Source organism: Haloferula helveola, from assembly GCF_037076345.1.
GTDB lineage: Bacteria > Verrucomicrobiota > Verrucomicrobiia > Verrucomicrobiales > Akkermansiaceae > Haloferula > Haloferula helveola.
On sequence record NZ_AP024702.1, the window covers coordinates 4,011,068 to 4,026,391 of the forward strand.

General features: G+C 59.9%; 14 protein-coding genes. 12 read left to right on the top strand and 2 right to left on the bottom strand.

The genetic code is table 11. The annotated features are described in order from the left end of the window. Positions 1-11 precede the first annotated feature (11 nt). The 5 genes from mutL to HAHE_RS15030 all read left to right on the top strand — a co-directional run bounded on the left by mutL (position 12) and on the right by HAHE_RS15030 (position 5,713). The gene (gene mutL, locus HAHE_RS15010) at positions 12-1,718 is read left to right on the top strand and encodes a DNA mismatch repair endonuclease MutL (RefSeq protein WP_338685548.1); all 1,707 of its coding nucleotides are present in this window, start codon (positions 12-14) and stop codon (positions 1,716-1,718) included. Between the two features lie 429 nt (positions 1,719-2,147). Next, the gene (locus HAHE_RS15015; RefSeq protein ID WP_338685550.1) at positions 2,148-2,936 is read left to right on the top strand and encodes a hypothetical protein; all 789 of its coding nucleotides are present in this window, start codon (positions 2,148-2,150) and stop codon (positions 2,934-2,936) included. A 290-nt stretch (positions 2,937-3,226) separates the two neighbouring features. Next, positions 3,227-4,078, top strand: coding sequence for a hypothetical protein (locus HAHE_RS15020; protein ID WP_338685551.1), 852 nt, complete (start codon positions 3,227-3,229; stop codon positions 4,076-4,078). A gap of 22 nt (positions 4,079-4,100) precedes the next feature. Then, positions 4,101-4,697 (top strand): hypothetical protein, encoded by a 597-nt coding sequence (locus HAHE_RS15025; RefSeq protein WP_338685552.1) that lies wholly within the window; start codon positions 4,101-4,103, stop codon positions 4,695-4,697. Continuing rightward, positions 4,694-5,713, top strand: a complete 1,020-nt coding sequence (locus HAHE_RS15030) for a hypothetical protein (protein WP_338685553.1) — start codon at positions 4,694-4,696, stop codon at positions 5,711-5,713. The genes HAHE_RS15025 and HAHE_RS15030 overlap by 4 nt, the downstream gene beginning before the upstream one ends. 38 nt (positions 5,714-5,751) lie before the next feature. Here the strand turns inward: HAHE_RS15030 and HAHE_RS15035 are convergent, their stop codons facing one another. After that, a complete protein-coding gene (locus HAHE_RS15035) occupies positions 5,752-6,348 on the bottom strand; it encodes a hypothetical protein (protein WP_338685554.1) in 597 nt (198 codons plus the stop codon). A gap of 9 nt (positions 6,349-6,357) precedes the next feature. Between HAHE_RS15035 and HAHE_RS15040 the strand changes: the two genes are divergently transcribed. The 6 genes from HAHE_RS15040 (at position 6,358) to HAHE_RS15065 (ending at position 12,906) form a co-directional block, all read left to right on the top strand. Beyond that, positions 6,358-6,843, top strand: a complete 486-nt coding sequence (locus tag HAHE_RS15040) for a hypothetical protein (protein ID WP_338685555.1) — start codon at positions 6,358-6,360, stop codon at positions 6,841-6,843. Next, a complete protein-coding gene (locus HAHE_RS15045) occupies positions 6,840-7,379 on the top strand; it encodes a hypothetical protein (RefSeq protein ID WP_338685556.1) in 540 nt (179 codons plus the stop codon). The genes HAHE_RS15040 and HAHE_RS15045 overlap by 4 nt, the downstream gene beginning before the upstream one ends. Positions 7,380-7,384: 5 nt before the next feature. Continuing rightward, a complete protein-coding gene (locus HAHE_RS15050; protein WP_338685557.1) occupies positions 7,385-9,553 on the top strand; it encodes a hypothetical protein in 2,169 nt (722 codons plus the stop codon). Between the two features lie 118 nt (positions 9,554-9,671). Next, a complete protein-coding gene (locus HAHE_RS15055; protein WP_338685558.1) occupies positions 9,672-10,160 on the top strand; it encodes a hypothetical protein in 489 nt (162 codons plus the stop codon). Next, on the top strand, positions 10,157-10,696 hold the full coding sequence (locus tag HAHE_RS15060) for a hypothetical protein (RefSeq protein WP_338685559.1): 540 nt from the start codon (positions 10,157-10,159) through the stop codon (positions 10,694-10,696). Before HAHE_RS15055 ends, HAHE_RS15060 begins: the two co-directional genes overlap by 4 nt. A 5-nt stretch (positions 10,697-10,701) precedes the next feature. Beyond that, on the top strand, positions 10,702-12,906 hold the full coding sequence (locus HAHE_RS15065; RefSeq protein ID WP_338685560.1) for a hypothetical protein: 2,205 nt from the start codon (positions 10,702-10,704) through the stop codon (positions 12,904-12,906). Between the two features lie 6 nt (positions 12,907-12,912). Here HAHE_RS15065 and HAHE_RS15070 read toward each other — a convergent pair whose 3' ends face one another. Next, a complete protein-coding gene (locus HAHE_RS15070) occupies positions 12,913-13,617 on the bottom strand; it encodes a zinc ribbon domain-containing protein (protein WP_338685561.1) in 705 nt (234 codons plus the stop codon). 73 nt (positions 13,618-13,690) lie between these two features. Between HAHE_RS15070 and HAHE_RS15075 the strand changes: the two genes are divergently transcribed. Next, complete coding sequence (locus tag HAHE_RS15075; RefSeq protein WP_338685562.1) at positions 13,691-15,316, top strand: hypothetical protein; 1,626 nt, start codon at positions 13,691-13,693, stop codon at positions 15,314-15,316. Positions 15,317-15,324: the final 8 nt, after the last annotated feature.

Here is a 15,324-nt window from a genome sequence, read left to right on the forward strand (position 1 = left end):
TAATCGGGTCCGTGCCCAGCATCCGCATTCTTCCCGACATTCTGGCGAGCCAGGTGGCTGCGGGCGAGGTGGTGGAGCGGCCGGCCAGCGTGATCAAGGAGCTGGTCGAGAACAGCCTCGATGCCGGCGCCGGGGAGGTCTTGGTCGAGATCCGGAAGGGAGGCGTCGCGCTGATGCGGGTCACCGATGACGGCTGCGGGATGGCGAAGGAGGACGCGCTTCTGTGTCTCGAGCGGCATGCCACCAGCAAGCTGACGGATGAGGCAGGCCTCCATCAGGTCCGGACCTTGGGATTCCGGGGCGAGGCGGTGCCCAGCATCGCCAGCGTGTCGAGGTTTCGTCTGGTCACGCGGCCCGCGTCCGAAATCGCCGGAACCGAAATTCGCGTCGAGGGAGGAGCGGTGCGGGACGTACGCGACGCTGGCTGCGCGCCCGGTTCGTCGTTCGAAGTGCGCGATCTGTTTTTCAACGTGCCCGCGCGGCGAAAGTTCCTCCGGACGGAAACCACCGAGTCGGCCCACATCGAGCACCAGTTGCGCCTGCATGCTCTCGCCGCGGACGGAGTTCGCTTCCGGTTCCGCAAGGACGAACGGGATGTGTTCGAGATGGCTGCCGGGATGTCGCGACAGGATCGCGTCCGGTGGATGCTTGGCACCGAGTTGGGCAAGCAGCTCGTACCGCTGCCCGAAGTCGAGGGAAGGGGGTTGAAAGTGTCCGGTTTCGTTCTTCCGTCGCTTCACGCACGGAAAGGCAGGCGACATCAATGCGTGTTTCTCAACGGGCGACCGGTGGAGGATGCGGTCATTTCCCGAGGACTGGTCGAGGGATTCCGTGGTGGACTGCCCGACGGCCTGCACCCTGCCGCTTGGCTTTGGATCGAAATGGATCCGCAGCTGGTTGATGTGAATGTCCACCCGGCCAAGCGTGAGATTCGCCTGCATCGCCCCCACGATCTGCGGGAAGCGGTAGCAGAGGCGGTGAGAGAGAGTCTGGCCCCCCCCGTTCGACAAGGTGTCACCCCTCGGCCCTCCGCGGTCGCGGTGTCCTCGATCCCGTCACCTGTCCCGGCCGCCCGGAGTCTGCCTCCGGTCGCGATCGAGCGAGTCCTGCCGCTTGAGGTGTCGGAGGCACCCGAACCGGAGAATCCTGCACCCTCTTTCCGGATGATCGGTGAGTTGCTGGGCCGCTACGCCCTTTTGGAGTCGGAGGACGGCCTCGTGATTTTCGATCCCCGGGCGGCCCGTGAGAGGATTCTGTACGAACGGTGGCTGGGGCCGGTGGATGCTTCCCAGTCATTGGAAACCCAGACGCTTCTGGTGCCGCGGGTCATGGAGCCGGGTCCGCGGGAGGCGGAGTTGCTGCTGCGCCACAAGGAAGTCTTTGAAGAAGCGGGCTTCGAACTCGAGGATTTCGGCGGAGGAAGTATACGGATTGGCTCAGTTCCGGCATTCTTGGGGGCGGATCATGTTGAGCAGCTCTTGCTTAAAGTGGTCGAGGATTTGGCCGACGGCGGCACCGCATCATCTCGATTTGCCTTGGAAAGCCTCGCCAAGGTTCTGGCGCGCCAGGCCGCGATCCGCGAGAATCCCGGTCCTACGGAATCCCGTGCCCTGCTTCGGCAGCTATTTGCCTGCGAACTGCCGTACTGCGCAGCGGATGGGCGCCCGACACTCACCGAGATCTCTCTGAGCGAGCTCGAGAGACGCTTCGGAGCGTAAATCCGGACAGCACCTCCGGTGGGTAACCGCCACCCGTCGATGTTTTGGCTAAATTGACCATTTGGGAGTCTTTTTGTTCAAACTTTATAAAAATTCCCTTGAGATATGAGGATTGGATTGGTTCTATGTCCTCCGTTCACCCCGGTCAGCCGTGCTCTTCGGATTTCGCCCCCGACTTCCTCTGTGCGACTCGTCAGGGTGTTCAGGACAGGGTTCAAATCCTTGCGCCAATCGTCCCGGGGCCCGTCTGATCTGTCGTGAGAACTTGGGGGAGAACCCGGCAGCTCGGTCTGTTTGGCTCCGGGGCGACCCCTTAGACAGGTAACTGTTCAAGGCGTTCAAAAATTAATCAGAAATTTCTTGTTTAGATTTCTGAATGAAACATACTCGATCACGTAAGTTTCAAAACTTCGTCTTTCCGCTTCTGCTGTGAATGCCTCCTCCAAGATTGCTAGCCTCGCTCTCGCTCTGCTCATTGCGGAGCTTGATGCGGCGTCGCGGCTGGCTGATCGGGTTCAAGCTGCGCACACCGCCCTGCTTGAAGATCGGAGGGAAGCACTGCCTTCTTTGAGTGATCCCTTCGGTGTTCCGGCTCCCGCCCGGGTGGTTCTTGAACACTCCAACGAGCGGTTTCGCCAGGTCGGCGCTTGGCGCGGCAACGTGGTCGCCACCGTCTTCTGGATCGGGGAAGAGCCGACGGTCAACAATCCCACGCCGAACCACGCGAGCGCCTGGGATCCGAATTGGGAGGCGAACTTCGGTGGTTACGACGATCCCCAGCGGCGCAACGGCCTCTTGCCGGCCGGTTTTGTTCCGAGGCTGAACCCTTTCTACATCGCCCTGCCCTACAACGACATCGGCTCCGACTGGCGCCATCGTCCCGAGGCCTCGGAAGTGATTCCTTGGTTCTGGCGCGACTATCGCGGCGAAGGCATTTCGGTTTGCAAGGGCCGCTGGATCGCGGTCCATCTCGACGGCAAGGTTTGCTACGCCCAATGGGAGGACGTCGGTCCGTTCCAAACCGACCACTGGCAGTATGTTTTCAACGGCGAGGAGCCGCGCGACAACCGTAATGGGGGAGCTGGCATCGATATCAGCCCTGCGGTGCGCGACTACCTCGGAGTCCGGAGCGGCGAGCGCGTGCAATGGCGCTTCGTCGAAGCCCGCGACGTTCCACCCGGTCCTTGGAAAACTTGGACCGCCGCCCCGTCCCGTTGATTCGATTGCACCCACCTCACCCTGCTGTTCAACACCCGTCCCTTACTACGAAAACGACACTGATTTCCTAGTCCCACACCCAGCGAAGTTGTCCGGAGTGCCACCGTCCCAAGTGGTGTTCCGGCGGCCCGGAGAGGGGTTCTGTCCCGAACCGGCATGGCGACCTCCACAGCCAGGAACCACCATGCCTTTTACCCCTCCGGGCCGTCTTCCCGGGCGATCCGTCCCGATCGCCCGATCCGCGAAGCGACCGCGCTCTTTCAAGTCCCACACCCACACCCAAATCAGCCATGAAAACCAGCCAATGGGCTGCCGTGCCGGCAGCTATCGCCATGATCACCTGTGCGATCATCTCGTCCGGTCCCGCGCTTGCCCAAAGCAGCAACGCTGGCGGAAGTAAGAAAGCCGATCCGCTCTATCCGGTTGGCAGCCTCGACGCGTATCCGACCTTGGTTCAGACCGGGACTCACCCGACTCTGACTTGGGCGATTCAGTATCCGGAGACCTTCGAGGAAATCCTGCGCCGCGATGGCGTTTGCATGGAGCTGCGGGTTCTCGGCGCGCCGAGCATCCTTGGCTATCAGTCGAACGGAAAGCCGAACTATGCCTACGTCCAGGCCGAGGTGAATATCGGTGACGGAAACTGGGTTCGGTTCTTCTACGATACCCATGAGTGGGTTCAGCCCAATTGGACCTACGCCACCGCGAAGACCATCGCCGGCGTTCGTCCGCACTTCCGCGGCCGGGTCTACAATAACGGGTGGTTGCCCTATCAAACGACGGGTACGGGTTCGCCCGAGGCGGTGGCGCTAACGGCCGGCGATCCGCTCCCGCAGTACGTTCCGGCGATCCAGCGAGGTGAAATCGCGAGCTTTCTTCAGCCCTACGTCGATGCGGGTGGCTACGTGAAGATTGGCCCGAAGGAACAGCTGATCCTGTTTGAACTGGAAACGACCGACCGGACCTCACCGAAATACGACATGCAGGACCTCGTGATCCTCGCGACAGCAGACTACTGCAAGAACAACAACGGCCACGGTAACAACTGGGACGGTGTTGATGTCTCGAATCCGGGGAATGGTCGTGGCGGTCCGAACAGCGAAGAGGATCCCTCAGGCGAAATCGACGACGAGAAGAAGTAACCCCGTCTGTTTATTGATCACTATGAAAGCGCTCTACCTCAGTGCCATTGGCATCGCTCTAGGCTCCTCGGCCATTGCCCAGGAACGCTGCTGCCAGCCAGGCAGCAACACCCCAAGGGTGTTCCGCGATGCGGCGACTCATGATACAATCGTCGGTAACGCGAGGCCGCGCCCGAATCCGATCTCTTCCATGCGCCGCGTCGTGATGCCCGAGGAAGTAAAGGTGTCCGAGGCTCCGAAGCCGGAGAGTATTCTTGCAAGGTCGGAGGTGCTTTATCGCGGAAACATCGCCACTCTCATTCCCAAGCGCGCTGTGCTTCACCTTCCTTCCGGTCTTCGCGGGGCACTGGCTCGTCCGGCGGAGGGACAAGGCGTCAAGTTCGTGCAGTGGTCGCAGTTCTATGCCGCGAACCGGAGCTGGATCCGCACCGTCGAAGTTACCCGGGCCCAGGCCGAGGGCATGGAGGCCATGCCTGAGGAGACCGTGGAGAAATTCAAAGAGAGCCGCGAGATGATCGTGGCGACCTACCAGACTGGCCCGATTTCGGTGATGCCGGTCAAAGAGCCGGAAGCCGCAACCGCCACGACCGACGAAACCACAACTGCCGTTGAACGATGAAAAGCCTGATTCCTTGTGTCGCCATTGCCGCCTCTGTTTCATTGGCAGATGCCCAGACTTACACCAACTTCATTCGCCAAATCCAGGTGAACTCCGGGGCGGAGTGGCAGGTGCCCGTCGATCAGGAGGGGCAGCAGCTCTCACCGCTTCCGATCGATCCGGGTGGAGCCCGTTTCGAACTCTGGACGGTCGACAACGATCAAGTGATCGATTTCCTGCTCGACCAGCGCTACGTCGGTTCCTACGTCCCGCAGGCTTCCATCACGATTATCAGCGAAGACCCGTATCAAACGATTCCCCGGACTCGTGCGGACCGGCCCTTTACCGTTGAGATCGATCTGGATGGAATGCTCTCCGATCCCTCGGCGCCGATGGCGGCCCGCATGGTGAAGCTTCATCAGCACGTCCAGAGTTACGGAGAAGATGGTGTTGGTGACGACATCGATCGGGATGATGCGTCGATGATCGCGGAGAGCTATATTGATGAAAACGGGAAAGTGACCCTCACCTACAACCTCACTTCAGTGCCCGGTGATGATCGATCCAAGGTTCGGGGCGAAGAGCGATTCACGGTCTTCTCCCTTCCGGACTACATGGTTCCCGAGCAGGTGATTTCCTCGAAGACCGTCCAGATCTGGCCGGTTGCCGACGGTTCGCTGTCGGGGGTCGTGGATGGCGACAACCTTCGCTTCAACACGCCGACCCTGACGGTCACATTGAATGATCTGTACCCCAACTCGAGGACCTACGCCCATGCCTACATGGGGACTCCGGCTTTGGGGACGGCAGGCACCATCATTCCGGGGACCGCCGTGAATATCAACGATGCCGTGCCACAGGATCGTGTCCTTACCATCAAGGACTGGGACCAGATCATCACCGATAGTGGGCAGTGGACGATCGAGTTGCTGACGGAGACGCCATTCGGAATCGACCGCCTCGACTACGTCACGTTCAACATCAACCGTGACATTTCGGTCAACGGCACGGTGACGACCATCGAGATTTCCGACTAGTAGAAAGCAGCTGAGCTCAGGGGGGTGTCATGAATGACCTACTTTCCATCGGCACTCCCCCCTCCGGCCGGTTTGGACTCGATACGTTGCCGGAGATTGTCGTTCCGGTAGATCAGGGAGAACGTTGCCTGACGGGACTTCCGCAGAAGGTCCTCCACTTCGGTGAAGGCAAGCAGGAGGAAGAGGCCGCGTACCGGCTCACGGTGGAACGAGAGGGTACGGGTGGTGAAACGGTCCTCGGTTTTCCGTTGCTGTTGATTGGCGGTGAGGGGGCCGAATTCCACGCCAAGTTTGCGTTTCATGGTGTTGAACTCCGCCTCAATCGCTTCAGCTCCCTTTCCGGGGTCACCGTAGTGAACGGTTACTTCGATCAGCTTCCCGTCGATGAACCTGGCCTCCACCGCCCGTGCCTCGGAATCGGGCAAGGGGGCGGCAGGCCGCTCGATCCGGAAGACTCTCAACTCGGGCGACTTCCCGGGCATGGTGATTTGGACGTCGAGTTCGTGGCGCCCGGCCCAGTCGAGGAGTTTGGTCGGAGAGTCACCCCACTTGAGCCCGAAAGGCGGCTCGAGGATGGCTTGGCCGTGGGCGATAGGCATCAGGAAAAGCCAGAACAGGAGAAGCGCTTTCGGCATGCGCGGAGCATGCCCGCGGCGCGTCGCCGAAACAAGCGCGGTCGTGGCGGCTGGGTTCTGCTTGAGGCGACGTATGCGCTGACGTTCCTGACGGGGCTTTCGCTGATTTTGCTGAAGCTCGCGATGAACATCACGGCACCGCGGCAGTGGACGCTGCAGCAGACGGTCAGCGACGCGTATCTGACCTATGAGAAGGCCTGGGCCCAGCGTCTTCCATATGCGGACCTCCTTGCTGTTGACTCGCCGTGGCCGGCGTATCCGGCGAAGTCCGAGGAGACGGTGGAACTGGGCAAGCTGCCCGGCGGGGCTGCGGTGGAGGGCAAGGTGATCCGGACACGGATTCCGGATTCGATCAATTTTCCGGTGGATGGCGGATCGGGCACGACGGTGACCAATCCTGCGGGGATGAAGGTGTGGAAGTTCCAGAGCCTGCTGGTCTACGAGATCGGCGGGCGTGACTACGTGAAGAGCCGGACCGTGATCCGATCGCAATGATGAGGACGACCCCGAAGACGCGCCGCCGGTGCGGTGGCTACACGCTGATGGAACTGTCGCTGGCGATGGCGGTGGGGATCCTTGTGGCGGGGATGTCGCTGATGCTCTTCAACCAGCAGATGGCGTTCATCCGGATCTTCCGGGCTCAGGACTTCCTGACGCGCGAGGCGCCGCTGATCAACAACTACGTGATCCGTGTGATCGGCACGGCGGAGAGCTACGCGCTGTACAAGGACATGGACTCGATGCGCAACGGCGACGGAGCGGTGCTCGAGCACGCGACGGTGCTGGTCCTGCGGTTCAAGGAGGCGGACGGAACGAAGCGGGCGTCGATCCTGTCGTTCGAGGATCCGGGGACGGGCAGCGGGCTCTACTACACGGTGATTCCCGATAGCGGGGTGCTGGGCGCGCCCGACTGGGCGGTGAGCAAGCAGCCCGAGGCGGTGAAGTTCGCGGTGGAGCAGGGAGTGCTGCGGATGCGCCTGTCGGGACCCAACGGCGAGGAGCTTGTGTATTCGGGAACCCAACAACTGTAACGGTCATGAAGAACTTGAAGATGGAATCGAAGCGCAAGCGCGCGCCGCGGGGCTACGCGTCGTATGTGACGGTGCTGACGCTTGGGATCATCGTTTTGGTGATGCTGCTCAACAGCTACCGGACGTCGATCCGGGCGCACGCGGCGCAGAAGGAGGTCACGCTTCGCATCGACTATGCCGACAAGGAGGATGAGATTCTCCGCGCGGTTGTGAATCTGACTCCGAACCGGGCAATCCGGGCAATGACGCATGAGTCGGACGCCACATCGGCGAGTCGCAACCCCCTGCGTTGGGGCAACATCTTTTCGGACGCCTTGGACCAAGTGAATGCCAGAGAGTCGGTGGCGACCGCAATGCTCAACAATTTCGGGCTGCAGGACGCTCGGGTGGCGAATACCGGCGATACCGCGTTTCCCAACGTGAATGCCGTGTTCGACGCGATCGAGCCTGAGTCGGGATACGTCGCGCCGGGTATTGGCCGGAGTCTCGGCGCCGGATTTCCTGCCCCTCTTGAGACTGCCAATGTGGATATCATCAACGATGATCGGGTCTTTCCCATCATCAGCCGCCAAAAGATCTATGGTCCACTTGCCGCAGGCGAGGTGGGGCTTCCGGTGGATGAGTATCCCGAGTTCAATCTGATCTCATTTCCCGAGATCCGCTTCAGCTACACCGAGCCGGGCCAGCCCTTCGTTGCGAAGAGGAATTGGTGGGCCTTCAGCCTCGATTTGGCGGATGCCGACGATCATCTGACCGGTTTGGATCGAATGGAGCGAGACTTCATCATCTCGATCTATGAGATCCCGTCGCAGCTTGCGATTTCCGCCGAAGCTTTCGCCATCCTGGGTCAACACGAGGACGGGAGCATGTGGGAAAACGCCTCGGTCGAAGGGGCGGTTTTCGCGACCCGGGCAAAAGTCGAGGAGGGGATGGATTTGTCCCGGATTTCGGGGCGGCGAGGCCTTGAGTTCGGAGATGGAGTGAAAATCGACAGCAAGGCGGTCGCCAGTGATCCATTCGCTCCGGGGGTGAGGGAAAAGTTCGAAATCGATTACGGCGAGTTCCTGCCGGTGTCTCTGGCTTCGGAAGCCGGACGTGCGGCATTTCTTCCGATTAACCGCGGTCCCGACTTCTTCGACCGGTACTCCCATAGCCCGGAAACCAACACGGTTTCTCCGACCACGTGGAACGATTACTCCGTGGGTGCGATGCAGTGTGCCATGAGGTTGGACGTCACCGAGGTCGCGGGTGAATTCGACAAGACTCCTACCGAGTTGCGGTTCCAGTATTTCAAGGGAGGAACCCGGCAATCGGTTGATATCTCGTTGATTCCGGATCCGGCGACAGGACTGCCGCCCGGATACATCTACTGCTGCGACGAGGATGAGATGGTGAACTTTCCTTATCCGGTGGATGTAGCCTACGGCAAGAATGGCAGCTACTATTACGAGGAGGCCGTTGTCGGCGACATCACCTTCAACAACGCCCGCTTCGGCGACCCTCTTGTCGGAACGTTCAAGGCTGGTTATTTCAAGCCAAGTTTTCCGTGGAACGTGAGCCTTCTTCACGAGGAAAAATGGTGCATCGAGATCTACCCGGAACGATTCAAGAAGTTCCTTGAGCTGCTTGGGGGTGATTCGCTGGCGGTGAACCACTCCGTGGCGGTGAATGTCGATCACCGTAGCAACGCAGACATAGCAAAGCCGTCGATTCCCTGCGCCGAACACGACTATGGCGTCATCCTAAAGGAATGCGCAGATCTGACGAGTTTCACCGAGGGATTCTCGCTGGTCACGAACCTGCGACTGTATATCGCAGATGACTTCAATACGGCTACGATACCCCCACCCGCTGGATCGGGGATACCGGATCCCTTCTATCCACCATCTTCGCTTTTTGCTCCCGAGAAACGTTATGGTGCCGAGACCAATCCCCTGAGGCTGAAAATCGGAGGTCAAGTGGGTAGTTTGGCAGGGGATACCGGCGAGTCCGGTCAAAAAGTCCATTTGCTGGATCTCAGAGACGCAACGGAGGCGGACATGGCCCATGATCGCATTGAAGTCAATCTGACCCAGATCCGTCACCCGGAGGCCTTGCCACCGATCACGATGATGAACTGGCTGATCATGGTCGAGGAGCGGCGAGCTGAGTTCTACGTGGCGCAAAGCCCTTAGAATCAGCAAATCCCCGCGATCACGTGGGTTGTCATTTGGTGGGCTTTTGGTTAAGCTCCCTTAAATGTTCAGCCTTCCGTCCCTCTCAGAATCTGCCCGTCGCACCCGACCGAGCAGCTTGAGGCGTCGTCGACGCCGTCGAAACAAGCGTGGTTGTGGCGGCTGGGTTCTGCTTGAGGCGACGTATGCGCTGACGTTCCTGACGGGGCTTTCGCTGATTCTGCTGAAGCTCGCGATGAACATCACGGCACCGCGGCAGTGGACGCTGCAGCAGACGGTCAGCGACGCGTATCTGACCTATGAGAAGGCCTGGGCCCAGCGTCTTCCGTATGCGGACCTGCTTGCGGTGGACTCGCCATGGCCCGCCTATCCCGCGAAGTCCGAGGAGACGGTGGAACTGGGCAAGCTGCCCGGCGGGGCTGCGGTGGAGGGCAAGGTGATCCGGACACGGATTCCGGATTCGATCAATTTTCCGGTGGATGGCGGATCGGGCACGACGGTGACCAATCCTGCGGGGATGAAGGTGTGGAAGTTCCAGAGCCTGCTGGTCTACGAGATCGGCGGGCGTGACTACGTGAAGAGCCGGACCGTGATCCGATCGCAATGATGAGGACGACCCCGAAGACGCGCCGCCGGTGCGGTGGCTACACGCTGATGGAACTGTCGCTGGCGATGGCGGTGGGGATCCTTGTGGCGGGGATGTCGCTGATGCTCTTCAACCAGCAGATGGCATTCATCCGGATCTTCCGGGCGCAGGATTTCCTGACGCGCGAAGCCCCGCTGATCAACAACTACGTGATCCGTGTGATCGGCACGGCGGAGAGCTACGCGCTGTACAAGGACATGGACTCGATGCGCAACGGCGACGGAGCGGTGCTCGAGGACGCGACGGTGCTGGTCCTGCGGTTCAAGGAGGCGGACGGAACGAAGCGGGCGTCGATCCTGTCGTTCGAGGATCCGGGGACGGGCAGCGGGCTCTACTACACGGTGATTCCCGATAGCGGGGTGCTGGGCGCGCCCGACTGGGCGGTGAGCAAGCAGCCCGAGGCGGTGAAGTTCGCGGTGGAGCAGGGAGTGCTGCGGATGCGCCTGTCGGGACCCAACGGCGAGGAGCTTGTGTATTCGGGAACCCAACAACTGTAACGGTCATGAAGAACTTGAAGATGGAATCGAAGCGCAAGCGCGCGCCGCGGGGCTACGCGTCGTATGTGACGGTGCTGACGCTTGGGATCATCGTTTTGGTGATGCTGCTCAACAGCTACCGGACGTCGATCCGGGCGCACGCTGCGCAGAAGGAGGTCACGCTTCGCATCGACTATGACTCGAAAGAGGAGGCTACCCTTCGTGCTATTGTTCCGATCGCCGCAAACCGAGCCATGCGATGCATGCAGCACCAGTCCGCAGCGGGCAACAATGACTATGAGCTTCGATGGCAGCGAATCTTCCGCGCGGCGATCGACGAGTCGAATTCCGCCTACGCGGTCGAGTCCGCGGTGTTGCGGGAGTTCGGATTGCAGGATGCGGTTGATGCGAATCCCGGCGACAAGCAGCTTTATGCGTCGGAGACCTTCCGCGCCTACGACCGCGACAACCGTTACACGACGCCCGGTATCAATCAGGATTTCGGTCTGGGATTTCCAGTGCCACTGGAGAGTGTGAGCAGTCAGGTCAATGACTTGGACCATACGTGGCCAATCATCAGCGATAAAAAGCATTATGGATCATTGGCTGCGGAGAAGGTTGGCGCCTCGGTTGAGGACTATCCGCAGTTCAATCTGATTCCCTACCCCGAGATCCGCTTCGGCTATGCCGAGCCTGGAGAGATGTTTGTGGCAAAGCGCAATTGGTGGGCGTTCAAGATGAATCTCTCGGAACACCACGACAACATTACCAAGCTCCGGAAGCGGACGAGGGAGTTTGTGTTTTCGATCTATGAGGTCCCCTCACAGCTCGGCATTTCGGCAGAAGCCTTCACGGTCCTGGGGCAATACGAAGATGGCACCGAGTGGCAGAACTTCACTATCCAGGGCGGGGTGTTCGCAAGTCGTGCAAGGATCGGATCGGGATTGAATCTCGATCGGATCTCGGGCCGGCACGGGCTGGAGATTGACGCCAATGCCACGTTTGGCGACGAGGCCGCGCCGGGTACGATCGAGAGTGGTAGTGACGGTGGCCTCACCGCCAATCCCTTTGCTCCGGGAGTTCGCGAGTCGTATGAGCTTGAGAACGGCGATTTCCTGCCGGTCTCTCTCGCCTCTGAGAGTGGTCGCGCTGCTTTCATCCCCATCAACCGTGGAGTCGAATTCTTCGATCGATTTGCGCACAATCAGGAGACGCAGACGGTCTCTCCAACGACGTGGAACAACTATTCGGTCGGCGCCCTTCAGTGTGCAATGCATCTCGACATCACGGATGTGAAGGACGCGGACGACCCATACCCTTCGGAGCTTGAGTTCAGCTTCCTGAAGAACGGTTTGAGGCAAACGGTCGAAATCGGACTGGAAGAAGGCAACGACATAGGTCTTCCGCCCGGCTACATCTACATCGCGGACGAAAACGAGACCGTGTTCTTCGAGCAGCCTGTGGATGTCGCATATGGGAAGAACGGCAGCTACTACTTCGAAGAAGAGGTGGTTGGATCAGTCACGTTCGAGAATGCGCGATTCGGTGATCCCTTGGTCGGCACCTTCAAGGCCGGCTACTACCGCCCGAGTTATCCGTTCGAGGTGAAGATGCTCCATGATGCGAAGCCCTGCATCGAGGTCTACCCTGAGCGATTTCCTGATTTCCTCGCCCAGCTGGGCGCCGACTCAGTAGAGGTAAACCACTCTCTGTCGATCAACGTAGACTACCCTGGAAGCGCCTATTTGCAGAAGCCATCTATTCCGTGCACCGAACTGGATTACGGAGTGATTCTAAAAGAATGCGGTGATTTGACTCCGTATCCGAAGGGTTTTTCGCTCGTCACCAATCTTCGGCTCTACATCGCGGATGACTTCAACGTGGCCGAGACGACTCCTCCTGCCGGGTCGGGAATCCCGACCCCCTATTATCCTCCCTGTTCGTTGTTTGCTCCCGAAAAGCGCTACGGGGCGGAAGACATCCCTTTCCGGCTGAAGCTGGGTGGTCAAATGGGTAGCTTGGCGGGCGGTGCTGACACCGGGACCGAATCAGTCCACCTCTTCGACCTGAAAACGGCGATGGAAGGTGATGTTGCCCACGATAAGATCGAGGTCAATCTCTCGCCGATCAAGCATCCGGCTGCCTTGCCTCCGATCTCGATGATGAACTGGCTCGTCGTGCTCGAGGAGCGGAGAAGCGAAATGTACACCGGTAAGGCGGCGGCGAATTGATGCAGTTCAGTCTTCGAGGTATAGAATTCGCCCGCAGTTCTCACACTGCACGACTTCCGCAGCCCCGCCCACTTTGATCAGCGTCGCTGGAATGAGTTTCACGTGACAGCCGCCACACTGGCCGCTGTGGACGGGCGCGACCGCCACGCCGCCCTTTTTCTTCAATAGGCGCTCGTAAAGCGAAAGCAGTTCCTCGTCGACCTTCGCTGCGGCTTCACCGCGCAGTCGCTTGGTCTCCTCAATTTCAGCTTCGATGTTCGACCTTCGGGCAGCAATCGACTTCAGGTCATCCTCAACCACTTCTTCGCTCTTCCTCAGGGCTGCTTGGGCGCCTTCAAGCCGGCTGCGCAGTTCGTCTGCCGACTCCATCAACTCCAACTGCTTCGTTTCGAGGCTATCGACTTCGTTGCCGTATCGTTCGATCTCGTGACCGAGGGCGCTGAATTCATCGTTCTTCCTGGTCTCGAACTGCTGCTGTTTGAGGCGGGTGATGGTCGTGTTGCGGGTCTGGACATCGAGGTCGAGGGTCTTCGCCTCGACAGCGTTCTGCTGGAGAGCGGCCTTGGCTTCTCCGACCGCCTTCTGGTCCCCGTCGAGTCGCGCCCGGGCTCTCGCTTCGTCGGCAGGGAGCTTTTCCAGCTGTTGGGTGAGGTCCTGAACCTTCCGGTCCCTGTCCTGCACTATCAGGAGTCCTTCGATCGATGCGAGCATGAGGCGTTCGTATCCTGTCCACCGGGGGGCGGCAAGCCCCGGACGGGTATTGCATTGAGGAGGGCTCCGCTCCATGCTGTCGACGGTCATGGAAGATGCCGATCAGGAGTCCCGGATGGTCTCGATTCGCTGCCCCGGGTGCGGGCAGCGCTTCAAGGTTGGCCCCGAGCTCAAGGGCAAGATGGTCGAGTGCGGAACCTGCGACCGGAGATTCCGTGTGGAGGAGGACATCATGATCCGCGACCGGAAGTTCTATCCCGGGGAGCGGCGGGATCCGTCCCTCCAGAGGTTTAGCCGGGTTCCGCTCCGCAGCGGGCCTGAGCCGGCTTTTGAAACTGCAAATACCTCTCCGGAGCCCGATCCCCGTTCGTTTGTTGAGCCGGTTTCCCCCCTTCGAGTGATTCTTGGATTTGCCGGGGTTACAGGTGCGGCGGTGGTGGCCCTGATCCTGATCTTCGGAGGAGGCCCCGGAGGTCTGCTTGACGGGACCGCGATGGATAAGCGGCTCGTCTTTGCCGGTTTCACCGCGTTGGTGGCTTGGGTGCTTCTGTTTTTTGCCAATCCGACCCAGCGCATCAAGGCGGTCGTGGGTGGCTTGTTGATCTCCGCAGCCCTCCTGTCTCTTCCGTTCCTCTTCACCAAAGGTCTGCCCATTGAATCCGCCGGAGACGGTGGGCTCGGTGGCCCCATTGATCCCGGACCTCCCACTGAACCTACGGTAGACCCCGAAACTCCCTACGATGAACTGAAGCAGGAGATGGGCTACGGGAAGCTCGCTGAGGCGATTGAGAGCTATGGATCGGATGGTCTGAGCCAAGGCAGAACAGCGATCGGAATCTGGTTGAGGGACGTCCGGCTTTATAACAAGCAGCAAATCGTTGAGTACCTGATGCGGGCTACCGATGCCGGCGAGCGCTCGTGGATCTACAGTCGTCCTCCTTCCGACTATCTGATGGTTTTGTACGACGTTCGGCCAGAACTCGGACCTGTGAGGAAAAGCTGCGAACGATTTGGCAAGGTCGGGCGTGTCCTCAATGACCTGCAGGTCATTGAGGTGGTCGTTGACAATGACCGGTTCGTCCAAGGGCCTCTGGACAAACTTCAGGATTCATCCGATCCCTCATTTTACGAGCTGAATCGGCGGGAACTCGAGAGCATCGACCTGCATCGTGCCGGTGCTGCTGTGAGGCGACTGGTGCCGGTTGAACCGCGGCTCTACCGCGACGATATTGTTCGTCGCATGCAGGAACTTCTTGAGGAAGGTGGAATCGAACTGAAACGGGATGTCGCACGTGCGCTTTCCGTTTGGGCACAATCCGGCGATGGGTCAGTCGCCGCCGTGCGGAAGGCCGCGTCCGAGTTGATGGAGGAAGGGGAAGACGTTCCCCGTAGCGTGGTGGAGTTCCTTGTTGGCAACCGGGACTTGGATTCGATTCCACTGATTCACGGGCTCTGGCGGGAAGACTCAAAGGAGTGGGAGGCTCTGTATGGTGATATGGGACCCCGGATCGAGACATCCTTGCTGTCGAGTCTGCCCGAACTGACGCCCACGCTGAAGTTGTCGGCCGTGCGGCTCTTGGGTCGGGTGGGGACCTCTAGTAGCCTGCCGAAGCTGAGCGAGGAGAAGGAGGGCGCCGTGTCGGAACTCGCGGTGACGATTGAGCAAGCGATCAATGCTATTGAAAGCCGCCAAGAGTAACAGCCTTC